At 63.0% G+C, this 24146-nt stretch carries 16 protein-coding genes and 1 pseudogene; 3 read left to right on the top strand and 14 right to left on the bottom strand.

The features are described from left to right. The first annotated feature begins 104 nt into the window (after window positions 1-104). Entirely contained in the window at window positions 105-734 is a 630-nt protein-coding gene (locus CXB49_RS18100) for a LysE family translocator (protein ID WP_101710763.1), read from the top strand. 71 nt (window positions 735-805) lie between these two features. On the opposite strand, the gene CXB49_RS18095 is transcribed toward CXB49_RS18100, so the two are convergent. Together CXB49_RS18095 and CXB49_RS18090 are read right to left on the bottom strand one after the other, a co-directional pair. Next, a complete protein-coding gene (locus tag CXB49_RS18095; protein WP_101709676.1) occupies window positions 806-3064 on the bottom strand; it encodes an arginine/lysine/ornithine decarboxylase in 2259 nt (752 codons plus the stop codon). Between the two features lie 400 nt (window positions 3065-3464). Continuing rightward, window positions 3465-4979 carry a phosphatidylserine/phosphatidylglycerophosphate/cardiolipin synthase family protein gene (locus CXB49_RS18090; protein ID WP_101709675.1) on the bottom strand — a complete coding sequence of 505 codons (1515 nt, stop codon included), beginning with the start codon at window positions 4977-4979 and terminating at the stop codon, window positions 3465-3467. Between the two features lie 281 nt (window positions 4980-5260). On the opposite strand from CXB49_RS18090, the gene gltB reads away from it, so the two are divergent. Further along, window positions 5261-9709 carry a glutamate synthase large subunit gene (gltB, locus tag CXB49_RS18085; protein ID WP_101709674.1) on the top strand — a complete coding sequence of 1483 codons (4449 nt, stop codon included), beginning with the start codon at window positions 5261-5263 and terminating at the stop codon, window positions 9707-9709. A gap of 63 nt (window positions 9710-9772) precedes the next feature. Further along, window positions 9773-11185 carry an FAD-dependent oxidoreductase gene (locus CXB49_RS18080; protein ID WP_101709673.1) on the top strand — a complete coding sequence of 471 codons (1413 nt, stop codon included), beginning with the start codon at window positions 9773-9775 and terminating at the stop codon, window positions 11183-11185. A 66-nt stretch (window positions 11186-11251) separates the two neighbouring features. On the opposite strand, the gene CXB49_RS18075 is transcribed toward CXB49_RS18080, so the two are convergent. The 12 genes and pseudogenes from CXB49_RS18075 to CXB49_RS18025 all read right to left on the bottom strand — a co-directional run bounded on the left by CXB49_RS18075 (window position 11252) and on the right by CXB49_RS18025 (window position 24138). Then, the gene (locus CXB49_RS18075; protein ID WP_158300944.1) at window positions 11252-12031 is read right to left on the bottom strand and encodes a formyltransferase family protein; all 780 of its coding nucleotides are present in this window, start codon (window positions 12029-12031) and stop codon (window positions 11252-11254) included. 75 nt (window positions 12032-12106) lie between these two features. Then, the gene (locus CXB49_RS18070; RefSeq protein ID WP_101709671.1) at window positions 12107-13201 is read right to left on the bottom strand and encodes a hypothetical protein; all 1095 of its coding nucleotides are present in this window, start codon (window positions 13199-13201) and stop codon (window positions 12107-12109) included. A 43-nt stretch (window positions 13202-13244) separates the two neighbouring features. After that, entirely contained in the window at window positions 13245-14285 is a 1041-nt protein-coding gene (locus CXB49_RS18065; RefSeq protein WP_101709670.1) for a glycosyltransferase family 2 protein, read from the bottom strand. Window positions 14286-14291: 6 nt separating this feature from the next. After that, window positions 14292-14876, bottom strand: coding sequence for an acetyltransferase (locus CXB49_RS18060; protein ID WP_101709669.1), 585 nt, complete (start codon window positions 14874-14876; stop codon window positions 14292-14294). 7 nt (window positions 14877-14883) lie between these two features. Further along, window positions 14884-16038: a glycosyltransferase family 9 protein gene (locus CXB49_RS18055; RefSeq protein ID WP_101709668.1), complete on the bottom strand. Its 1155-nt coding sequence runs from the start codon at window positions 16036-16038 to the stop codon at window positions 14884-14886. Then, the gene (locus tag CXB49_RS18050) at window positions 16035-17078 is read right to left on the bottom strand and encodes a glycosyltransferase family 9 protein (RefSeq protein ID WP_101709667.1); all 1044 of its coding nucleotides are present in this window, start codon (window positions 17076-17078) and stop codon (window positions 16035-16037) included. The genes CXB49_RS18055 and CXB49_RS18050 overlap by 4 nt, the downstream gene beginning before the upstream one ends. Window positions 17079-17247: 169 nt before the next feature. Further along, on the bottom strand, window positions 17248-18285 hold the full coding sequence (locus CXB49_RS24165; protein WP_101706533.1) for an IS5 family transposase: 1038 nt from the start codon (window positions 18283-18285) through the stop codon (window positions 17248-17250). A 537-nt stretch (window positions 18286-18822) separates the two neighbouring features. Next, window positions 18823-19323: pseudogene (locus CXB49_RS24160) on the bottom strand (glycosyltransferase family 2 protein); the annotation flags it as partial. 1 nt (window position 19324) lies between these two features. Next, window positions 19325-20677, bottom strand: coding sequence for a hypothetical protein (locus CXB49_RS18040; protein WP_101709665.1), 1353 nt, complete (start codon window positions 20675-20677; stop codon window positions 19325-19327). Continuing rightward, entirely contained in the window at window positions 20677-21549 is an 873-nt protein-coding gene (locus tag CXB49_RS18035) for a transketolase family protein (RefSeq protein WP_101709664.1), read from the bottom strand. The genes CXB49_RS18040 and CXB49_RS18035 overlap by 1 nt, the downstream gene beginning before the upstream one ends. Then, window positions 21542-22354, bottom strand: a complete 813-nt coding sequence (locus CXB49_RS18030) for a transketolase (protein WP_101709663.1) — start codon at window positions 22352-22354, stop codon at window positions 21542-21544. The genes CXB49_RS18035 and CXB49_RS18030 overlap by 8 nt, the downstream gene beginning before the upstream one ends. A gap of 5 nt (window positions 22355-22359) precedes the next feature. Next, window positions 22360-24138 carry a bifunctional GNAT family N-acetyltransferase/PLP-dependent aspartate aminotransferase family protein gene (locus tag CXB49_RS18025; protein WP_101709662.1) on the bottom strand — a complete coding sequence of 593 codons (1779 nt, stop codon included), beginning with the start codon at window positions 24136-24138 and terminating at the stop codon, window positions 22360-22362. Window positions 24139-24146: the final 8 nt, after the last annotated feature.

Genomic DNA, 24146 nt, shown 5'->3' with positions numbered 1-24146 from the left:
ATACCGTAAACGCCGGCGGCCTTCAAACCGCGTGGCGCGCTTGTTCGTGTCGGGACGGTATCGGTATGATGAATGCCTTCGTCACCGACTGCGGAGCGCCGCGCATGCCCACCTTGTCCACCCTGCTGCTGTTCTCGCTGGCCTGCCTCGCGCTGGCCGCCACGCCCGGCCCCGACATGCTGCTGATCGCCAGCCGCAGCGCCGGCCAGGGATTGCGCGCCGGCTTCGCCACGCTGTTCGGCATCCAGGTCGGCACCTATTGCCATGCGCTGCTGGCGGCGCTGGGTCTGGCCCAGCTGTTCGTGCTGGTGCCGATGGCTTACGACGCGGTGCGCATCGCCGGCGCCGCCTATCTGCTCTACCTGGCCTGGACCACCTTGCGCAGCAACGGCGTGCTGCGCGCGGCCGATCCCGCCGCGCCCGGCCAGCCGCTGGCGCGCATCGCGCTGCAGGGGCTGACCACCAATCTGCTCAATCCGAAGATGGCCTTGTTCGTGCTGGCGCTGTTTCCGCAGTTCGTCGAGCCGAAGGCCGGTCCGGTGGCGCTGCAGATCATGCTGCTGGCCACGGTGCTGAACGCGGTCGCTTTCTGCGTCAATGCGCTGGTCATCGTCGCCAGCAGCCGCATGGGCCGAATGCTGGCCGGCGGAGGAGGCGGACGCTGGCCGCAATACCTGCTGGCGACGGTGTTCGGCGGCCTGGCGATGCGCTTGCTGGCTGCTGGCCAGCGCTGAGCGCCGCGATACGGCGGACGGACATGAAAAAGGCGGGCCGAGGCCCGCCTTGTCGTTTCCCGTTGCCGGTCTTACTGCTTGACGCAATCGACGCAGTAGACCTTGCGCCCCTGCACCTCGACCGCCACCAGACCGTGGACGTCGGTTTCGAAGCCCGGCAGTTCGCGGTTGAAGGCCTGGGCGAAGCGCAGGTAGTCGACGATGGTCTTGTTGAAGCGCTCGCCCGGGATCAACAGCGGGATGCCCGGCGGGTACGGGGTCAGCAGCACCGCTGTGACGCGGCCTTCCAGCTGGTCCACCGGCACGCGCTCGATCTCGCGGTGCGCCATCTTGGCGAAGGCGTCGGCCGGACGCATCGCCGGCTCCATGTCGGACAGGTAGATGTCGGTGGTCAGCCGCGCCACGTCGTGCTTGGTGTACAGGCCGTGAATGCGCTGGCACAGGTCCTGCAGGCCGACCCGCTCGTATTGCGGGTGCTTGGCGACGAACTCCGGCATCACGCGCCACAGCGGCTGGTTCTTGTCGAAGTCGTCCTTGAATTGCTGCAGCAGCGAGATCAGCGTGTTCCAGCGGCCCTTGGTGATGCCGATGGTGAACATGATGAAGAAGCTGTACAGGCCGGTCTTTTCGACGACCACGCCGTGCTCGGTCAGATACTTGGTGACGATGGCGGCCGGGATGCCCATTTCCTCGAAGCTGCCGTCGACGTCCAGACCCGGCGTCAGCACGGTGGCCTTGATCGGGTCCAGCATGTTGAAGCCTTCCTCGATGCCGGCGAAGCCGTGCCAGCGCTCGTTCGGGCGCAGCGTCCAGTCGGGCTGGTCGCAGATGCCGTCGTCGGACAGCGCGTCCGGGCCCCATACGCTGAACCACCAGTCGCGGCCGTATTCCTCGTCCACCTTGCGCATCGCGCGGCGGAACTCCATCGCCTCGACCAGCGATTCCTCCACCAGGGACTGGCCGCCCGGCTGTTCCATCATCGCGGCGGCGACGTCGCAGCTGGCGATGATCGAGTATTGCGGGCTGGTCGAGGTATGCATCAGATAGGCCTCGTTGAACCAGGCGGTGTCGAGCTGGCGGTTCTGCGGGTCCTGCACCAGGATCTGAGAGGCCTGGCTGATGCCGGCCAGCAGCTTGTGGGTGGACTGGGTGGAGAAGATCAGGCTGTCTTCGCAGCGCGGGCGTCCCTCGCCGATGGCGTGGAAGTCGCGGTAGAAGTCGTGGAAGCTGGCGTGCGGCAGCCAGGCTTCGTCGAAGTGCAGCGTGTCGACCTCGCCGTCGAGCAGACCCTTGATCTCCTCGACGTTGTACAGGATGCCGTCGTAGGTGGACTGGGTCAGCGTCAGGATGCGCGGCTTGCGGTTCGGGTGTTGCTCCAGCATTTCGCGCGCGAACGGGTTGGCCAGAATCTTCTTCTTGATATTGTCCGGATGGAACTCGGATTTCGGGATCGGACCGATGATGCCGTAGTGGTTGCGCGTCGGCATCAGGAAGACCGGGATCGCGCCGGTCATGATGATGGCGTGCAGATTGGACTTGTGGCAGTTGCGGTCCACCAGCACGATGTCGCCGGCGGCGACGCAGCTGTGCCAGACGATCTTGTTCGACGTCGAGGTGCCGTTGGTGACGAAGAACAGGTGGTCGGCGTTGAAGATGCGGGCGGCGTTGCGCTCGGACGCCGCCACCGGGCCGGTGTGATCCAGCAGCTGGCCCAGCTCGTCCACCGCGTTGCAGACGTCGGCGCGCAGCATGTTCTCGCCGAAGAACTGGTGGAACATCTGGCCGACCGGGCTCTTCAGGAAGGCGACGCCGCCGGAGTGGCCGGGGCAGTGCCAGGAGTAGGAGCCGTCGTAGGCGTAGTCGACCAGCGCGCGGAAGAACGGCGGTGCCAGATTGTCCAGATAGCTCTTGGCTTCGCGGATGATGTGGCGGGCGACGAACTCCGGCGTGTCCTCGTGCATGTGGATGAAGCCGTGCAGCTCGCGCAGGATGTCGTTGGGGATGTGGCGGGCGGTGCGGGTCTCGCCGTACAGATAGACCGGGATGTCCGGATTGCGGCGGCGGATCTCGGCGACGAAGCCGTACAGGCCGCCGAGCGCCTGCTGCGCCGAATCCTCGGTCTGGAACTCCTCGTCGTCTATCGACAGGATGAAACCGGCGGCGCGGCTCTGCTGCTGGGCGAAGGAGGTGAGGTCGCCGTAGCTGGTGTAGCCGATCACGCTCATGCCTTCCGCCTCCATGGCGGCGGCCAGTTCGCGGATGCCGGAGCCGCTGGTGTTTTCCGAGCGGAAATCCTCGTCGATGATCACGATGGGGAAGTGAAAACGCATACCTGAGTCCTTAGTTGCGGTAACTCGGACACTGCGGCGGGGCCGGGTGGCGTCACCTGGCGGCCTGCATCGCTGCAATGTCGCACGGTGCGCGTGGGGCGCAGATCTGTACGCACGGGCTGAAGAACGGGTCTTCGCCGCCGCCCTGGAGGCTGGCCTTGAGGCGCGAATAAAACGGGGCGCTTTGCGCCGCGGTCCGTACTTAGCAACCTGCAGTTGCATCACGTCAGCCGGCCTGGAGAACATCCCAAGAAGCGCGCATTGTAGACCTTTTGCCTGTCATGTTGTTGTGCGCTGCGGAAGATGCCGCGAAAAATTCCGCGAGCGGACTGTCGCCCGGTTCCGGCCATCGTCCTTGTTGTCGACACGGCAGGCGGGCGCACCGCTTAAGGCGCTGTTTTCATTGGCAGTCGGATGGCGGGGTCTTGTCCTTGTCGTCGCCGCCGGCGGCCAGTCTCGACTGTTGTTTTTTTCTCCGTTTCTCCAGGTACAGGCCTAGGGCCTTGAACGCCACCGCGAGCCCGCTGCCGGCCAGCAGCGCCACCAGCGGCGCGGCGGCCAGCCACGGAAAGTAGGCGATCGCCAGCGCCAGCGCGCACAGCGCGACGCCTATGCTGAGAAAGGCGGGCGCCTCGCTGCTCTCGACGCTGCGGCTGCCGCGCACCACGGCGCCCAGCGCGTCGCCGATGCGCATCGCCTGGCGCGCTGCCGCGCTGGCGCCGCTGATCGCCATCTCCTTGGTCGTGCCGCGCTGGCGCTTTTCCTGCCGCACCGGCCGAGGCACCGGCCGGCGCCGCTCGTGGCGCAGCACGATCTCGGTGGACTGTTCGAGGTCCTGCAAAAAGCGCTGCGCCAGCTCGCCGGCCAGCGCCTCGTCCTCCAGCGCCACGTCCAGCTCGCGGTTGACCAGCCAGCTGGACAGATTCAGATTGGTCGAGCCTATGCGGGCCCAGCGGCCGTCGGCCACCGCGGTCTTCGCATGGATCATCGGCCCGTTCCATTCGAACACCCTGACCCCGGCCTGCAGCAATGGCCGGTACTGGGTGCGCGACACGGTGGCGATCCAGCGGATGTCGCTGGAGCGCGGCACCAACAGGCGCACGTCGACGCCGTCGCGCGCCGCCTGTTGCAGCGCCGACAGATACAGGCTGGTGGCCATGAAGTAGGCGTCGGTCAGCCACAGCGTGCGACGGGCGAAGCTGGCCACCAGCAGGTCCAACCGCATCATCCGGGCGGTGGACGGCGTGGTGGCGATCAGCCGCGCCGAGGCGGAGCCGCAGGGTTCGACGCGGATCGGCCGCAGCCAGTCCTCGTCCAACGGCTCGCCGCAGCTGGCCCAGCTGTCGGCGAAGGCGGCCAGCGCCGGCGCCAGCAACGGCCCCTCCAGCGCGAGACCGGTGTCGCGCCACGGCGCCAGGTTCTGTTCCGGCCGGCCTTGCCAGCTGGCGCTGATGCACAGGCCGGATACGAACAACTGGCGGCGGTCGACGATGATCATCTTGCGGTGGTTGCGGCCCAAGAGGCTCAGGCCGGCGCCCAGGCTGGGCGGATGGTAGGCGCGCACCTGGCCGCCGGCCTCGATCAGCGGCCTGAAGAAGCCGGCCAGATGCGCGCGCCAGCTGCCCAGCCAGTCATATAGCAGACAAACTTGGATGCCTGCCTTGGCTTTTTCTATCAAGAGATTGCGAATTTTCAGGCCAAATTGGTCATTGGCGAAAATATACATTTCAATGAAGACCGAATCGTCGCTGCCGGCGATGGCGGCCTCCCAGGCCGGGAAGTTGTCGGCGCTGTCGTACAGCAAGCTTACCCGGTTGCCGGGCATCAGCGGGGCGCCGGCGGAGCGCGACAGCGCCTGTTCCGCCAGCTGGCGGACGAACTGCAGTGTCTGCAATGACTGGTCTTCGTGGGTCATGGTTATTTGGATTTTGTCTTACAAAATACAAAATATTGAGAAAAATGCTGCTTTGTATCAGTTTCTGTGCGGGTGATTCTGTCGCTTTTTTGAAAATAAAAGTCTCAAAAAATCAATAAATACGTCAATTCCGAGTAGGGAAATTACATTAATAATCAATAAATTGAATTTTAAGTGGTTGAGTTTGAACAATTGTTGCACCGCAGCGGCGCGTCTTGCGGCTGTCGCGATCTTGCCCTTAGAATCAAAGCCATCACTACAAAGTATAAATGGGCAGAGAAATGGACAGACAGAGCCGACTGCAGGGCACATTGTATAAACCGGAGTTCGAACAAGACAGCTGCGGCTTCGGCCTGATCACCCAACTGGACGACAAGCCCAGTCACTGGCTGGTGGCCACCGCCATTTCGTCGCTGGCCAAGCTGACCCATAGAGGCGCGGTGGCGGCGGACGGCAAGTCGGGCGACGGTTGCGGGCTGCTGTTCAAGAAACCGGATGGCTTTCTGCGCGAGGTGGCGCTGGAGGCCGGCATCGCGTTGAAGTCAGTGTACGCCGCCGGGCTGGTGTTCCACCACCCGGATCGGGCGACAGGCGAGCGCAGCCTCGCGCGGCTGCGCGAGCAGCTCGAGGCGCAGCAACTGGAAGTGGCCGGTTTCCGCACGGTGCCGGTCGACCGCTCGGCCTGCGGCGAGACCGCGCTGGCGTCGTTGCCGGCCATTTCCCAGGTCTTCGTGAACTGCCCGTTCGGCATGGACGAGCTGGCCTTCCAGCGCCGGCTGTACATGGGCCGCCGCCAGGCGGAGAAGGCCAACCGCGACGACGATTCCTGTTTCTACCTGCCCACGTTGTCGCCGCACACCATTTCCTACAAAGGCCTGATGACGCCGGACAATCTGCCGCGCTTCTTCCTGGACCTGGCCGATCCGCGGTTCGAATCCAGTCTGGCGGTGTTCCACCAGCGCTTCTCGACCAATACCTGGCCGCAGTGGAAGCTGGCGCAACCGTTCCGTTTCCTCGCCCACAACGGCGAGATCAACACGGTGCAGGGCAACCGCAACTGGGCGCGCGCGCGCGAGCGCATCATGGCCTCGCCGCATCTCGACATGGACGCGGTCCGCCCCATCGTGCAGATCGACGGCTCCGATTCGATGAGCCTGGACAATATGCTGGAAGGGCTGCTGATGGGCGGCATTCCGCTGTTCCGCGCGCTGCGCCTCCTGGTGCCGCCGGCCTGGCAGAACGTCGACTCCACCGACAAGGACCTGCGCGCTTTCTACGAATTCAATTCCATGCATATGGAGCCGTGGGACGGTCCGGCCGGCATCGTGCTGACCGACGGCCGCTACGCCGCCTGCATGCTGGACCGCAACGGCCTGCGTCCGGCGCGCTGGGTGCTGACCCGCGACAATATCCTGACGATAGCGTCGGAGGTGGGCGTCTGGGACTACCGCGCCCAGGACGTGGTGAAGAAGGGCCGGGTCAAGCCGGGCCAGCTGTTCGCCGCCGATCTCGCCAGCGGCGAGCTGCTGTTGCCGGAATACATCGACGCGATGCTGAAGAGCGCCAAGCCGTACCGGCAGTGGATCAAGGACAGCGCCAAGTATCTGGAACTGTCGATAGAGGACGACGCCGGCGTCGAACCGTTGTCCGGCGACGAGCTGAGCCGGCTGCAAAAGCTGTTCAACTTCAGTCGCGAGGAGCGCGACCAGATCCTGCGCGTCTTGGCCGAAGACGGCCAGGAGGCGGTCGGATCGATGGGCGACGACACGCCGATGGCGGTGTTGAGTCAGAAGGTCAGGTCGCCGTTCGACTACTTGCGCCAGCAGTTCGCCCAGGTGACCAACCCGCCGATCGACCCGATACGCGAGGCGGTGGTGATGTCGTTGAACACCGTGTTCGGCCCGGAACGCAATATGTTCGAGGAGAGCGCCGAGCACGCGAAGCGGCTGGAGGTGCGCAGCCCGGTGCTGAGCCACGAGAAGTTCGTCCGCGTCACCACCCGGCCGGAGCCTTATCTGAAGGCCACCAATTTCGATCTGTGCTACGACCCGAAGGAGTGCTCGCTGCGCGAGGCGATCGACGGCTTGAGCCGGCATGTGGTGGAGGCGGTGGAGGAGGGCACGGTGGTGGTGGTGCTGTCCGACCGCCACGCCACCGGCGAGCGGCTGCCGATACACGCGCTGTTCGCCACCGGCGCCGTGCACCACGCGCTGATCGACGCCGGCCTGCGCTGCAAGACCAATATCGTCGTCGAGACGGCCGCCGTGCGCGACGCGCACCAGATGGCCTGCGTGATCGGCTACGGCGCCACCGCGGTCTATCCCTATCTGGCCTACCAGGCCATTCTGGAGCTGGTGAACAACGGCGAGGTGAAGCTGAAGCCGAACGAGGCGCTGCAGCATTATCGCAAGGGCATCAACAAGGGCCTGCTGAAGGTATTGTCCAAGATGGGCATCTCGACCATCGCCTCCTACCGCGGCGCGCAGCTGTTCGAGGCGGTCGGCATCCACGAGGAGGTGGTCGAACTGTGCCTGAAGGGCACGGTGTCGCGCGTGTCCGGGGCCAATTTCGCCGATTTCGAGGCCGATCAGAAAAAACTGGCCAAGCTGGCGTTCAATCCGATGCGGGGCCTGAACCAGGGCGGCCTGCTGAAGTATGTGCACGGCGAGGAATACCACGCCTACAACCCGGACGTGGTGCAATTGCTGCAGAAGGCGGTGCAGAACGGCGACTACGACGTATACCTGCGATACGCGGAAACGGTGAATACCCGTCCGGTGGCGATGCTGCGCGACCTGATGCGGCTGAAGCCGGCCGGCGAGCCGGTCGCGCTGGACGAGGTGGAGCCGGTGGAGGCCATCGTCAAGCGCTTCGATTCGGCCGGCATGTCGCTGGGCGCCCTGTCGCCGGAGGCGCACGAGGCGCTGGCGATCGCGATGAACCGCCTGGGCGGCCGCTCCAACTCCGGCGAGGGGGGCGAGGACCCGGCGCGCTACGGCACCGAGAAGATGTCCAAGATCAAGCAGGTGGCGTCCGGCCGTTTCGGCGTCACGCCGCACTATCTGGTCAACGCCGAGGTGCTGCAGATCAAGGTGGCGCAGGGCGCCAAGCCGGGCGAGGGCGGCCAGCTGCCCGGCGACAAGGTGTCCGGTCTGATCGCGCGGCTGCGCCACGCGAAGGAGGGCGTCAGCCTGATCTCGCCGCCGCCGCACCACGACATCTATTCGATCGAGGACCTGGCGCAGCTGATCTTCGACCTGAAGCAGGTCAATCCGACCGCGCTGGTGTCGGTCAAGCTGGTGGCCGAGCCCGGCGTAGGCACCGTCGCCGCCGGCGTGGCCAAGGCCTATGCCGACCTGATCACCATTTCCGGCTACGACGGCGGCACCGGCGCCTCGCCGCTGACCTCGGTCAAATACGCCGGCTCGCCGTGGGAGCTGGGCCTGTCCGAGGCGCAGCAGGTGCTGCGCGCAAACGGCCTGCGCGGCCGGGTGCGGGTGCAGGCCGACGGCGGCCTGAAGACCGGCCTCGACGTGGTCAAGGCCGCGATACTCGGCGCCGAGAGCTTCGGCTTCGGCACCGGGCCGATGGTGGCGCTGGGCTGCAAGTATCTGCGCATCTGCCACTTGAACAATTGCGCCACCGGCGTCGCGACGCAGGAGATCAAGCTGCGTTCCAAGTACTTCACCGGCCTGCCGGAGATGGTGGTCAACTATTTCCTGTTCATCGCCCGCGAGACCCGCGAGTGGATGGCCAAGCTGGGCGTGCGTTCGATGGAGGAGCTGATCGGCCGCATGGACCTGCTGGAGGCGCTGGACGGCGAGACCGAGCGCCAGGGCCGGCTGGACCTGGCGCCGCTGCTGTCGCTGGGCACGGTGCCGGACAGCGAGCCGCGCTTCTGCGTCGAGGACAGCAATCCCTCGTTCGACAAGGGCGAGCTGGCCGAGCGGATCCAGCGCGACGCGCTGCCGGCGATACACAACCGGCAGATGCTGGAGCTGGAATATCCGATAGAAAACACCCACCGCTCGATAGGCGCCCGGCTGTCCGGCGAGATCGCCCGCGTCCATGGCGCGGCCGGCCTGCCGTTCGGCTGCCTGAAGGTGAAGTTCTCCGGCAGCGCCGGCCAGAGCTTCGGCGTGTGGAACGCGCCCGGCCTGCATCTGGAGCTGGAAGGCGACGCCAACGATTACGTCGGCAAGGGCATGGCCGGCGGCCGCGTCACCATCTATCCGCCGAAGGATGCCGGCTACAAGGCCGGCGAGTCCATCATCATCGGCAACACCTGTCTGTACGGCGCCACCGGCGGCCAGCTGTTCGCCGCCGGCATCGCCGGCGAGCGCTTCGGCGTGCGCAACTCCGGCGCCATGGCGGTGATAGAGGGCGCCGGCGACCACTGCTGCGAATACATGACCGGCGGCACCGTCGTGGTGTTGGGCGAGACCGGCTACAACTTCGGCGCCGGGATGACCGGCGGCTTCGCCTTCGTCTACGACCCGAACGAGAAATTCGCCTACCGCTACAACAACGAGCTGATCGACATCCATCTGATCAACGGCGAGGCGATGGGCATGTACCGCGCCTTCCTGCTGGAAAAGATCGCCAAGCACGTGGAGCTGACCGGTTCGGAAACCGGCCGCGCGATGCTGCAGAACTTCGACGATTACGTCGACTACTTCTGGCTGGTGAAGCCCAAGGCCGCCAAGCTGGAAAGCCTGCTGAAAGACTGAGCGCCGGTTGCAACCCTATCGGGCGTCGCCGAGGCGGCGCCCACCCCAGCGGGAGAGAACACGATGTCCGATGTATTCCAGTTCATGAAGCTGTCGCGCAACCCCGGCGACAAGGTCGACGCCGCGGTGCGCAGGATAGAGTTCAAGGAAATCTACCAGCCCTTGCACGCGGTGGACGCGGCCGATCAGGCCGGCCGCTGCCTGTCCTGCGGCAATCCGTATTGCGAGTGGGAGTGCCCGGTGCACAACTACATCCCCAACTGGCTGAAGCTGGTCGAGGAGGGCCGCTTGTTCGAGGCGGCGGAGTTGTCGCACCAGACCAACAGCCTGCCGGAGATCTGCGGCCGCGTCTGCCCGCAGGACAGGCTGTGCGAAGGCGCCTGTACGCTGAACCAGGGCGGTTTCGGCGCCGTCTCCATCGGCAGCATCGAGAAATATATCGCCGACGAGGCGTTCAAGGCCGGCTGGCGGCCGGACATGTCGCGGGTGATCGCCAGCGGCAAGACCGTCGCCGTGATCGGCGCCGGCCCGGCCGGCCTCGCCTGCGCCGACGTGTTGGCGCGCAACGGCGTCAAGGCGGTGGTCTACGACCGCTACGAGGAGATCGGCGGCCTGCTGACCTTCGGCATTCCCGAGTTCAAGCTGGAGAAGGCGGTGGTGCGCCGCCGGCGCGAGGTTCTGGAGGGCATGGGCGTCGAGTTCGTGCTGAAGACCGAGGTCGGCAAGGACATCTCCATCGACAAGCTGCTGAAGAAGCATGACGCGGTGTTCATGGGCATGGGCGCCTATCGCTACATGCGCGGCGGCTTTCCGGGCGAGGACAGCCCGGGCGTGATGGAGGCGCTGCCCTATCTGGTGAACAATATCCGCCAGAGCCTGGGCACGCTGCCCAAGGACGAGGCGGCGCTGTCGATGCGCGGCAAGCGCGTGCTGGTGCTGGGCGGCGGCGACACCGCGATGGACTGCAACCGCACGGCGATCCGCCAGGGCGCGAGGAGGGTGATCTGCGCCTACCGCCGCGACGAGGCCAATATGCCGGGCTCGAAGCGCGAGGTGGCCAATGCCAGGGAGGAAGGCGTCGAATTCCTGTGGAACCGCCAGCCGCTGGCGATTGAGCCGATGATAGGCGGCACGCTGGCGGTCAAGCTGGCCGAGACCCGGCTGGGCGAGCCGGACGCCAACGGCCGTCGCAGCGCCGAGGTGGTGCCGGGCAGCGAGGAGATCATCGAATGCGACCATGTCATCGTCGCCTTCGGCTTCCAGGCCGAGGCGGCCGGCTGGTTCGAGGCCCAGGGCATCGCCACCGCCGCCAACGGCCGCACGCTGGCGCCGGCGCGCGGCAAGCATCCATGCCAGACCAGCCATCCGAAAATCTTCGCCGGCGGTGACATGGTGCGCGGCGCCGACCTGGTGGTGCGCGCGGTGTATGACGGACGGCAGGCGGCCGAAGGCATTCTCGGCTATCTGGACATCTGAGCGCCATCGTTCAAAAGCCCCTGTCGCTCAGCAGACAGGGGCTTTTGCATTGGACGGCGGAACGGCTCAGTCGAATTTGTTGCTGCGCGACAGCGAGATCTTCACGTAGATCTTCTCGCCATTCTCCTCGTAATAGGCGAAGCCGCGATTGCCGAAGGTCCGGGCGCGCATGCGGTTGATCAATTCGCGCGCGCTGTAGTCGCGGTCCAGGTCGATCCGGTCCAGTCCCTCGATCTCCTTCTTGCCGTGGTAGACCGCCCCGGCCTCGTTCTGAACGGCCGGCGCGATGCGGCCGTGCTTGATGTCGTCCCATTTCTGCTGGAACAGCGCGATGATTTCCTGCTGCAGCCGGTCGTAGATGTCCTTGGCGGTATCGGTCGGCGCGATCGGCACCTCTTTCTGTGCCCAGATCGAGCCGGTGTCGGCGCCGTCCTCGATCTTGTGCAGCGTGACGCCGGTCTTGCTGCCGTCGATCAGGCTGTGCACATGCGGGAACCAGCCGCGGTTGATAGGCAGTAGCGCCGGATGGAAGTTGACGGTGATCGGCGCGGCGGTGAAGGCTTCCTTGTCCAGCAGCCAGGGCCAGTAGACGCAGATGATGGCGTCGAAATCCTGGGCTCGGAACCACTGGATGTGCTCGGCGTCTTTTATGATCCCTCGGCCGACGAAGACCCGGTCGCTGGCTATGTTCATGGCTTCCGCGATCGCGCGGTCGTTGTCGGCCTGCTCGCCGGAGAGGTAGAGCGCGGCCACCGTGTCCGTCGCGTGATTGGCCGCCAGGTAGCGTGCGATCTGCAAGCCGGGATAGTGATTGGCGAACAAGGCTATCTTGAACTGGTTTTTCATGATCATGATCCTGTGGTGGTTCATCGATTCAGTTGGCGATATGGCTTTGTGGCGGTGTTGCAATCGTATGCGGCTTCATGGTTCGGCAAGCGGCGGCGGGGTCCCCGCCTGCTGCCGGGCTGCCGGGGCGGATTCGGCGAGCGCGCTTTGTTTCTGCTGCAGGTGAATCCGCGATAACAGAAACAGGATGGCGAAGCTGGGGAAGGAGAACAGGAAGGGCGTGAAAATGCCCTGCAGCAGGCCCAGCGCCAGGAATACGTTCAGGCGCAGCGGCAGCAGCGACAGCAGCAGCAGCGCCACGCCGACCAGACCGTATTGGCCCAGCGTGCCCAGATAATCGCTTTCCGAGCCCAGCCGGCTGCCGAACAGCGCTTTCAGCGGCGAGGCGTTGAAGTTGCCGATGATGCTGTTGATATTGTCCATCCGGTCGTTGAACGAGCCTATCGAATTGCCGCCGTTGACGGTGTCCATCAGATGTTCGATTTTCAGTGTCAGAAAGTCGTTGACGGAGGCGGTGACCAGCAACAGGACCGGCAGCAGCACGGCGAGGATGGGATTGAGCGCGACCAGGCATAGCGCGAACGCCATCGTGGCGCTCAGCGACGCGGTCTGCAAGGACACCAGCGTGCACGCGATGAAGTGCAGCAGGTCGGACAGTTTTCTGCCGTCGCGGAAGCGAAGGTAATGGTGCAGCGCGAAGCCGGACAGGATGATGCCGGCGTTGTTGGGGCCGCCGAAAGTGGCGACGACCCGCAGTTCGCCGCCGTAGGAGTGCGGCGAGACGACGACGCCGGCGATCTCCAGCGCGCAGGCGAAATAGCTGATCCAGCTGATCAGCCGGATGTGCCGGTTCCAGTCTATGCTGTCGATGCGGATCTTGTAGCTGATGGCGATCGACAGCACGAAGGTGCCCAGCGCGATGACGGCCGGCAGTTGCGGCGACAGCAGCACGCAGTAGCAGAAGAAGGCCAGCGGCATCACCAGTTTGCGGCTGATGTTGGGAGACGAGGCGAGCTGGGCGGCGAGCACCAGCACCAGCACCGCGCGCAGCAGCTTGAACCAGGCAGGAATCGCCTCCTCCACGCTGCCGTAGGACCCCCATTGCAGCAGCGTGGCCGGATACCAGTAGAGGCAGATGAAGTAAAAGTAGAACAGCGTCAGTTTTCTCATGCCGTCGCGCCTTGTGTCGGTTTGCCTGGCTGGTCGCCTGCGGTCACATCTTGACGCCGATGCCGCCTTCTATCGAAAACTGAAGTTTGCGGAACAGCGCGAAGCCCAGCCCGGCATAGCTGCCGAAAACGCAGATGAAGGTGGTCAGCAGCCAGGGCAGGAGCTTGTGGGTCAGCCGCAGCCTGCGCAGTTCGCAGAACAGCTCCAGCGTCGCCTTGCGGCCCTGGACCGGCATCATTTCGAAGATATGGAACGATTGCCGGCCGGCGATTTCATTGCGCATGCTGTGGTACAGGCCCGCGTGGCCCAGCGCGTCGACGTCGGCGGCGATGCGGAGCAGGCCGGCCCACATCTTGGCGCGCCCCTTGGGACGGTAGGAGCCCGGGATGTGGACGTCTTTCTCGTGCTCGGCGGAGCCGAACAGCGGCGGGTTGCCGGCCCTGCCGCCGACGATGGAGGCGAAGATATAGCCTATCCCGGTTTCGTAGTAGGCGAGGCAGGCCAGATAGAACTGGTAGTACAGCGAGCCGTCGTAGCGCGTGGTCGCCTTGTCATTGGCCCAGTCGCGCTTGACGATCAGCCCGCCGACGAAGCCGCACAGCCGGAACACCAGATTGGGCGTCGAGTTCGACGGGTCCACCACGCAGTCTTCGCCGCGCAGCCAAGTCGTGTTGATGATGTCCCGCGGCGATGCGGAAAAGCGGCTGTAGGTGCGGGAAATGAAGGCGATGCCGGGGTGGGCGTCGATGAAGCGCCGGGATTCGGCGATGGCGTTGGCGTAGATGACGTCGTCGTCGCCCAGGATCAGCACGTAGTCGCTGGACGCCTGCTGAAACAGATTGCGGATGTTGCCGTCGTAGCCGAGGTTCTGCTCGTTCTCGACATAACTCAGCCGGCAGGCGGTGGCGGCGAAGGCCTCGCGGTAGCTGTCGACCACGGCGGCGATCTCGTCGCGCAGCGGCGAGCGGTCTTCGCAGATCAACAGCTCGTCGGGCAGTTCGTCGGCGCCCAGCACCGACTCGATCAGTTCCCGCAACTCATTCGGGCGGGAAAACGATGGTACCGCTACGGTAATGGTGGTCATGTCGGCTCACTCGAAGTAACGAACAACCTTGGCCGGGTTGCCGGCGATCAGGGCCGGCTTGTCGGTCTGAAGTTTGACGACGGCGTTGGCGGCGACGATGGAGCCGGCCGCGATGCGGCTGCCGGCCAGGATGACGGCCCCGTCGCCGATCCAGCAGTCATCGCCTATCGCGATCTCGGCGATATCGTCCAGCGGCCGCCGGCCGGGAGGCGTCCGGCAACTGTCGGCCGTCAGCCTCGCCGTGCCGTGGGAGTGATCGCCGATATAGATCTTGCTGCCCAGCAGGCAATTCCGGCCTATCTCGATTCGCGAGACGGCGCTGATATGGGTCATGTCCGATATCATCACGCCGTCGCGCAGCACGATGGCGGGCTGGAACGACTGCGCGCCGTAGCGGACGACCGCCTCGATCCAGCAGAAGTCGCCGATGCATACCCGTTGGCCGGCATAGATGGCTTCGCCGCCATAGATCTTGTTGTGGCGGCCCAGCCGATGAAAGGCGACCTGACGGAGCGGCCCGGACAGCAGTCCGCGGAGCCTGGGCCCGGCTCGCCGGAAAAGGAATGCGTTCAGTTGGGCCAGGAATCGCATGATGTGGTCACGGATGTGGAACGGCGGTTTTGTCGAGAACGGCGTCGACGGCGTCGACGATGGATTGCGTTGTTATCGCGTCCAGGCATTTGACGGTTTCGAATTGGCAGTGGGATGGAACCATGCCGAGATAGTTTTTCAGGCAGGGACGGCAGGGCAGGCTGGTTTCGACGGCGATCGACCTCGGATTGGCCGATCCCCATTTCCGGTACAGCGCGGGGCCGAAGATGCCGACGACCGGGACGGACTGGCTTTCAGCCACATGCAGCAGCCCGCCGTCGTTGCCGACGAAGACGTCGATGGCCGAGTGAAATAGCCAAGTCCATTCCAGCAAGCTCAACTCTCCTATCAGGTTGAACAGTTGCGCCGAAGAGGCGGGAAAGACGGGTTTCAGCTCGGCCTCGTCCGGGCCGCCTGCAATGACGACGGTGCAACGGCTGCGCAGGCTTTCAATCACTTGCAGGTATTTTCCCGCATCGAGCCGGCGGAAGGCTGCGTTGCGGCTTGAGCCGGGATAGAAGGCCAGCACCGGCAAGCCGATGGAGCGGATGTCGGCGGCGATTGCCCGCAACCGTTCCGATGGCTGGAAGCCGGTCAGCAGTTCCGGCAGATCGAAGCGGGAGGACGCTGTCGATGGGGCCGAATACTCGGCCAGCACACGGTCGATCAGGCGATGAAACATGTCGGTTTCATTGATTCCGGGATCGTAAGGAATCTTGATTGCGAAGGCCGAGCCCTTCAGCGGGGCATCAAAGCCTGCATTGATTTTACCGAAATAAGACAGCAATTCTGATACACGGTAGTACTGATCAAAATCGATAATGAGATCATATCTTCTCAACGACAGAAGAATGCGAACGCCGGATATGAAAATATCTCGTAGCGATGTCGAGAGAATGATGGTTTTATTGAGAAATGGTAGCGCGGAAAAATAGACCGGATTGCTGCGCTTCGTCGTCAACCAATCGATATGGGCTTCTGGGAAAACGGTGGCCAGCCGGCGAGCTGCGGGAAACATGCACAAAGCGTCACCCATGGCGGACAACTTGATAATTAGTATCCGCGATGGGGAGGGCGCATGGTGGCGCATGGTTTTAGTTGGAAGTCGATTTACTATTGTTGCTAATAGCTTGTCGAAAAATTTCAATGTTTTAAGTTTCATTTACAAACCTGGTTCTCTATCTCCAGTATCGACTGAACTTTTTTCAAGACCTGTGATGGAGAAATGCTCTTCATGCAGACATTGTCGGCGCAGGTATACATTTTGGATTTTACGCCATCCAGAGAATTATAACATGGGGAGCAGGAGGTTTGGGAATGGATATAAAACTGCTTATTTCCCAATGGCAAAAAAGAGCTGACGGCGGTTGGGCCATATAGACCAATGGAGCGGGTCTTCAGGGCTGCCGCAAGGTAAAGTAGGGCGCTATCATTACCGATGTAAAGCTTGGCTCGTTGAATAATATGAGCGGCCTCATGAAAATTAATTTTATTGACCATGTTGATGACTGGTGTATCACATGCCTGTTCTATCAAGTCGGCAATCGCTTTCTCTCGCTCTCCGTTTCCCAAAAGTATGATCGGGAGGTCCAAGCTGTTAATCAGAGCGATATAGTTGGCTGTTGGCCATATTTTGTTGTCGGCTGGCGCATGCGGATTGCCGCCCCATGGGTTGACTGCGATATAGTTGGTGGGCAATGCGGCGAACTTGGTCAAATCGACTTTTTTGGTATCTATGTAGAACTCAAGCGAGGTAGGGTTGCCATGTATCAATTCAGCCTTGCGCAGCAGCTCGACCTCCTGCATGGTCCGATTGCCCTCCATGGTGAACTCCATCGAGCAATCCAGAATATTCCACTCTTGTCTGGAGAAACCAATCAGTCGCTTGACTCCGGCAGCCTTGCACAAGAGCTGAAAGCGGATGTTCCGATGCAGTATGATGGCCGTATCATAACGTTCCCACAGCATTTTCCACCATAGCGTGGCAAGAATCATCAAGTCTCGTAATATTTTCCCGGAAGGGACCAGTTCGATAATTTGTTGTTTGTCGATGTAGCGATTATTTTCCGTTGCGACGGAGCACTGCTTCATTACCAAATGGTGCAATTGGTATTCCGGGTGTTCATCTTTGATTAGATGAAAAATAGGACTACTCGCTAGCACGTCTCCTAGCGCAGATAACTTGATGATGAGTATCTTCATGAAAGCACCACACCCCAGGTAATGAGCCGATCACGGTCTTATGATTGGGCATCTCGAATAACCCAAGCTTTTCAGCAAGCCTAACAACAGCATGACGCTTGCGGCCATATTCGGATCGTTTTCTGCAACGGATCACCGCTCAACGCAGCGATTCAGCCCATTTCGGGCGTCAGAAGGCCACGATTCCGGCTTTCCGGAGGAACACCAAGCGCTTTAGGTTGTAACAGGTCGCCATCATCGTCAGCGCAAAGTTCGCGCGCGGTTGGCCAATTGTGCGGACCAACTTGCCTCCCATCTGATCAATCATGGCGAACACGTGTTCGACACGGGCACGAACCTTGGCGATGCGGTGGTTGCGCTGCTGCTGGCACTCGGACAGCGGCTTGTTGGCGTGCCCCTTTCGCTGAATCCGATTCCGAAATCTGTCTTGGGCAAGCTGCGCTCCACGGGCCTCGGACGGATAGCCTCGGTCGGCGTAAACATCCCGGCTTGTATTGCTGGTATCGAAGACGTTGTCGAAATGCTGGCTGTCATGCGTACTGGCCGTATCAGTTTTGAACTTGCGGATCAGCTTGTATTTGTTGTCGACGTTCACCGACAGTTTGTAGCCAAAGTAGGATTTGCCGTGCTTTTTGGTCCAGCTGGCATCCTGGTCCTTCTGGCGCCGCTTCGCGGGTTTCCAATCGGCCGGCGTTGCGCCCTGATCGAGCAGCATCTTCTCGTCGCTGCTGTTGTGCTGCTTCGGCGCTGGCACCAACGTCGCGTCGATGATTTGGCCGCCGCGCGCGATATAGCCTTGCTTGAGCAATTGTGCTGACACGCCATCGAACAGTGCACGGGCCCCGGTTTCGCCGATCCGATTCTCGAAGGTCCAAATCGTGGTGCGGTCAGGGATGTTGACCGCCTGGCCCAGCCCACAGAAACGCTGATAACTCATCCGGTCGAGCAGTTGATACTCCATTTGTTCATCGGACAGGTTGTACAGCCGCTTGAGGACCAGAATCCGCACCATCGTTTCGGTCGGAAACGGCGGGCGGCCGCCCTGCTGGCTGACTGGCCGAGGCGCGACCCGATCGACCTCGGCCGCCAAGGCGGCAAAGTTGATGTGCTTCTCGATCTCGACCAGAGGGTCGCCCAGGTGGTCGATCTTCTGCCGGTGGTGGTCGGCGGCGAACAGGTCTTTCTTGATGGCGTTGCGTGGTTTCATCGGGCTCAAGCTCGGCAAGAGTCTGGACGGTATAATTTTACCAGCTGAGGGCACCCCGGGGTTTTTCGAGGTGCCCGATTGATACAGTGTGTTTTTTCGTATGTGACAAATCGCTTTGACGAAAATTTTTGATGCCAGATTCTTGTATGACAATAACGGCCTTACAATAAGGCGATAAGATAAAAGTTCTTTGAAGGCGAAGTCAAATGCGACTAAAGGATTTTCTTTTTTGAAGTCGCTGGCACTGCCATAAAAAAAGCTGGCCAAGAACCACATGGCGGATTCCAGTATGACTTTTCTAAGTTTGGGCTCATCGGCAAGAAAATTGTCCAGCATGGTTTTGATATTGGCGCCGAAAACCTCGAACAAGCGATAGCCGCCGGTGTTGTTGGGCTCGGCGGCAATCAGATTTTCCTGGCTGCAGGCGAACAACGAACCTTGTTCCAGCAGCGGCAACACCCAGGCCAACTGAGGAATGAACGTGCCGTATATGATCTTGATCGGCGGCTTTTCAGGCGAGACCAGCAGGGCTTTCCTGAATATGATCGCCGAAATGAAGGTGAAATAGACGCCGATATTGCGGGCATAGGCGAGCCGGGATGAGTGGTAGTCGAAGGCCTGGTTTCTGGGACGGTTGTCGGCGATGGCGGCGGCGGTGCAGGTCTCGCTTTTCAGATACACGATGGCCGGTTCCCGATTGTTCAGAACGGAGACCACGCTATCCAGCGTCTGCTCGTAGACGTATTCATCGTCGCCCAAAACCCAGCCGTAAATGCCGTCCACCTGCTTGAACGCCTTGATCGCGTTGGCGTCGGCGCCGATATTTTCTTCATTGCGGATATAAGTCAGCGCATGGCCCGCCTGCTGATAGTCGCGGCATAGCTGTCCGGTGCCGTCGCTGGAGGCATTGTCTATCACGCATAGCGTCACGGCGCCCTGTTGGCGGGCAATGGCGGGTAGCAGCGCGTCCAGCAGGCGTTTCAGATATTTGTCCCGGTTGAAGGTCGGGATGCAGATCGACAGCAATGCCTGTTTCATGTCAGCGCTCCATCGTTTTTTTTCTGTTGAAGCCGATATAAATATAGCTGGAGTACCCCAGGCCCACGGTGCAGCAGATCAGCGCATAGGCGGCTAGCATTTCTCCTATGGAACCGTGACGGATCAGGTAATAGCTGGAGCCGGAGATCAGAACGGCGAGGATGATGGCGTGTTTCAGATACAGTTCTATCTTGTGGGCGCGTATGTACGAGGCCTGCAGGAAGACGATGTGGCTGGCCAGCGCCGCGAACAGCAGCGGCAGCAGTTCGCCCGGCGCGAGCAGCCGGCCGGCGAGGGCGACGTCGAACTGGCGCATCGCCAACAGCAGGGCGAAGAACAGGCAGTGCAGCGCCAGCAGGACTGCGGCCGACTGCGCGCAACTGCTGCGGAACAGCGCTCGCAGTTCATCGCGCCGGCCATCGGCGATCAGCATGCCGAAACGCGGCAGCTTGGTGCTCAGCCAGGCGCTGGCGACAGTGGACAGCGTGGTGACGATGCTCAGCGACATGCCCAGCCGGCCCGCTGCCTCGGAGCCCTGGTAGCGGAAGGCCAGCGGCGTGAACAGTTGCGAGATGAAATAGCCGCTGAGCCAGCTCAGCGCGATCCGCCATTGCATCGGCCAGATTTCGTCGCGCCAGGAAACGCTGTCGTCGCGCGGTCCGTGGCGAAAATCCTCCCGCAGCGAGCGCAGCAGCGGCGCGTAGTGGCGCAGCAGCCAGTGAAAGCCGGTCGCGGCGGTGAGCAGAGAAATGGCTGCGGCGGCGTAGAGCTTGCCGCCGTTGAGCAGCACGATCCAGCCGGCGGCATAGGCGATGATCGATTGCAGCAGGCGCAGCGCGCTGACGGCGGCGATCAGTCCGCTGCCTTCCAGCAGCGCCAGCAGCGGGCTGAGAAACAGGTTCAGCGTCGCGCCCAGCGTCAGCAGGACCCAGGGGGCGCGCCAGAATACCTCGGTCTGCGGCGCAGAATTGGAGAAGAAGGCGTAGCCGGCGGTATTGAGCAGCAGCACCGTCAGCAGCGAGATGACGCCGTACCACTTGATCGCCAGCCGAAACAGCGACAACAAGCGCCGGCGCGCTTGCGGGTCGCCGGCCAGGTCGCCGCCCTGCCAGCGCAACCGGGCCATCTCGTGGCTGGCGAACTGGGCGATGATGCCGCTGAAGCCGAGCTCGAAGAAGATCTGCAGCGCCAGTATGCTGGAAAACGTGTAGTAAAAGCCCTGCTCGGCCTTGTTCAGATGCGTCGAGATCAGATACAGCGTGGCGAAGCCAGCCAGCACCGTCCAGCTTCGGTTCAGCAGGACGAACACGATGGCGCGGTCCAGGCCCAGGGTCTTCTTCAGCGCCAGGATCATTACAGTCCGCCCAGCCGGTTCAGGGTCTTCTGGCTGCCGACCTGGCCGAAGATGTCCGTCGACAGCGCGCGATTGCGCACCTTGCCGGCCAGGCCGGCCGAGGCCGCGGCTTCCAGCAGCCAGCTGCCGAAGCCGGCGTCGTATATATGGTCTTCGACGGTGACGACCTCGCTCCAGTCGGACAGCCGTTCCGGCTGTTGCGGCTTGGCGCCCATGCTCCACAGCGGCATCGAGTGCAGCGAGTGGCCGGCATAGGCAGGCGTGTCCAGCCACTCCAGCGCGCTGGACGCGGCGGCACCGGTGGACAGCAAGGTCGCCGTGCCGTCGCGCCGGGCAATCGGCAACCAGCGGCCCGGCGCCACATCGGGCACTTCGCGGTGCAGGCAGGGTTCACCGGCCTTGCCCAGCCGCAGATAGGACGGGCCGGGGTGGCGCGCCAGATATCGCAGACAGGCGCGCACCTCCATCGGGTCGCCCGGCGCGGCGATCAGCATGTTCGGCATCATCCGCAACAGGCCGTAGTCCTGCACCGCGTGGTGCGAGTAGCCGAGATTGCCGTAGGCCAGACCGCCGCCGACGCTGACCACGGTGACCGGCAGCTTGTGGTAGTCGACGTCGTTGCGGATCTGTTCCGCGCAGCGGAAGGTCGGAAAATTGGCGATGCTGTAGACGAATACGTGGCAGCCCTCCGAGGCCATGCCGGCGGCCATGCCCATCATGTTCTGCTCGGCGATGCCGGCATTGATGAAGCGGTCGGGAAAACGTTCGGCGAACGGTTCCACCACGGCGTAGCCGAGATCGCCGACCATCAGCACGATGTCGTCGTGAACGGCGGCCAGCTTGACCAGCTCGTCGATGAAGGCGTTACGCATATTGCACCCCCAGTTCCGCCAGCGCCTGCCGCAATTGCTGCGCGTCCGGACTGCGGTAGTGCCAGTCCACGCTGTTTTCCATGAAACTGACGCCCTTGCCCTTGACGGTGCGGGCGATCAGCGCCGTCGGCTGGCCGCGCACCGAGGCGGCCGCGGCGAAGGCCGCGTCCAGCGCCCGGTGATCGTGGCCGTCGACGTCGAACACGCGGCAGCCGAAGGCCTCCAGCTTCCGGTCCAGCGGCTCGAGCGCCAGCGTGGCCTCCACCGTGGTCAGGCTCTGCAGATTGTTGCGGTCGATGATGGCGACGACATTGTCCAGTCCATGGTGGGCGGCGAACATCAGCGCCTCCCAGTTGCTGCCCTCGTCCATCTCGCCGTCGCCGAGCAGCACATAGCATTTCCAATGCTGGCCGCGCAGCCTGGCGGCCATGGCCTTGCCGACCGCGAACGGCAGGCCGTGGCCCAGCGAGCCGGTGGAGAACTCGACGCCGTGGACCTTGTGGCTGATGTGGTTCATCAGCGGCGAGAAGTCCTGGCCGTAGCTGGCGATCTCGTCGCGGCTCAGCACGCCGATTTCGGCCAGCGCCGCATAGACGGCGACGCAGGCGTGGCCTTTGCTGAGAATCAGGCGGTCGCGCGCCGGATCGTCGATCTTGGCCGGATCGAAGCGCAGGCGGCCGCCGTACAGCACCGCCAGAATGTCGGCGATCGACAGCGCGCTGCCGATATGCGAGGCCCGGGCGGCATGGACCATGCGCAAGGCGGTGGCGCGTATCTCGCGGGCCAGGGCGATAGCGTGCTCCATCGCGCTCATCCCAGCAGCAGACTGCGTATCTGCCGGCAGACGTAGGCCACTTCGTCGCGGCTCAGGCAGACGCCGCTGGGCAGGTTGATCGCCTGCAGGCCGACGAACATCGCATTGGGCTGGGGCTGTTGCTGGCGCGGCCAGATCGGATACTGGCTGATCGCCGGGAAGACCGGACGCGTGTCGACGTTGCGGGCCTTCAATTCCTGCATCAGTTGATCGCGGCCCAGGCGGGCCTCGGGTTCCAGCAGGATGCTGCTCATCCAGTAGATGCTGCGCGCGCCTTCCACTTCGCGGTTCAGGCGGATGTGCGGCACGCCTTCCAGGCCCTCGCGATACCATTCGAAGATGCGGCGCTTCATTTCTATCAATTCGTCGACCCGCTCCAGCTGGCCTAGACCCAGCGCCGCCTGGATGTTGGACATCTTGAACTTGACGCCGTCCTCGTCGATCCAGAAGGTGCGCGAAGGGTTGAGCCCCTGGTCCCAGATCTTGTACGCCTTTTTGTACAGATCGTCGTCGTCGGTGACCAGCATGCCGCCTTCGCCGGTGACCATCAGCTTGGCGCCCTGGAAGCTGAAGGCGGCGAAGTCGCCGAAGCTGCCGCAGCGCTTGCCCTGCCATTCCGCGCCTATCGCCGGCGCGGCGTCTTCCACCACTTTCAGATTGTATTTGCGCGCCACGTCCAGAATCCTGTTCATCCGCGCCGGGTGGCCGTACATGTGGACGGCGACGATGGCCTTGGTCTTGCTGGTGACCAGCGATTCGACCGAGCGGGCGTCGATGTTCCAGGTGTCGAGCTCGATGTCGGCGAATACCGGGATGGCGCCGGTGTAGCGGACGGCGTTGGCGGTGGCGACCCAGGTCTGGTCCGGCACGATCACTTCGTCGCCGGGGCCGATGTCCAGCGCCATCAGCGCGATCTGCAGCGCGCCGGTGCAACTGGACGTGGCCAGCACATGGCGGACGCCGATGTATTCGGCGAAGCTTTTCTCGAAGCGGTTCAGGTATTTCGACCAATTGCCGTTCCAGCCGTTGAGCGCGGCGTCGAAGGAGTAGGCGGCTTCGCGCGCCGAGATCGACGGGCCGGCGGTCAGGATCATGCTGTCGCCGACGTGCTGCGTCGGCGCCTGATACACCATGCGCACGAAGTGCTTGCTAGGCGTTTCCGACGGCAGGGCCTCGCGGTAGCTGACGCTGTCGCCGTCCCGCACCGCCACCAGCGGCGTGTCGGACTCGGCCGTGAAGTGGTTTTTCCGGTAGAAGGCGATCGCGTGCGGATTGTCGTCGATGACGCGCAGGAAGAAACCGTTGACGTTGATGGTGGTTCTGGCCCATTTGATCAGCGTGGCCAGCGCGCGGGAGAACAGGCCCGGCTCGACGTCGGCGACGCCACGCACCATATTGTCTATTTCGAACAGCATGTCGGAGTTGCGGCAGCGATTGAAACCGATATGGCCGACCGTTTCGCCGGCGGCGGTGACCACCAGGAACAGCATGCGGTCGTCGACGTTCAGCAACTGCGTTTCCATCCAGTCCCGCGTGCCGTCCCCGGTGGCGGTGAACTGGGTCGGATAGACCGCCATATTGCGGTTGCGCCACTCGGTCAGCCTGGCGATCAGCGCCGCGTCCTGCAGATGCATGCGGCAGACCGGCAGCAGATAGCCGCCGCCATCGATGGGCACGGCGCGCAGATAGGCCTGCTGGATGTCGCCTGCCTGTTTCAGGAAAGAAAAGTTGGCGGCGACCGCCGCGTTGTAGACAGAGAGTCTGGTCTTTTCCATTACCCGCT

Origin of the sequence: Chromobacterium sp. ATCC 53434, from assembly GCF_002848345.1 — a bacterium.
In the GTDB taxonomy this organism is placed as follows: Bacteria; Pseudomonadota; Gammaproteobacteria; order Burkholderiales; family Chromobacteriaceae; genus Chromobacterium.
The sequence above is the reverse complement of the archived record's forward strand: the minus strand, read 5'-3'. Positions and strand labels throughout refer to the sequence as shown.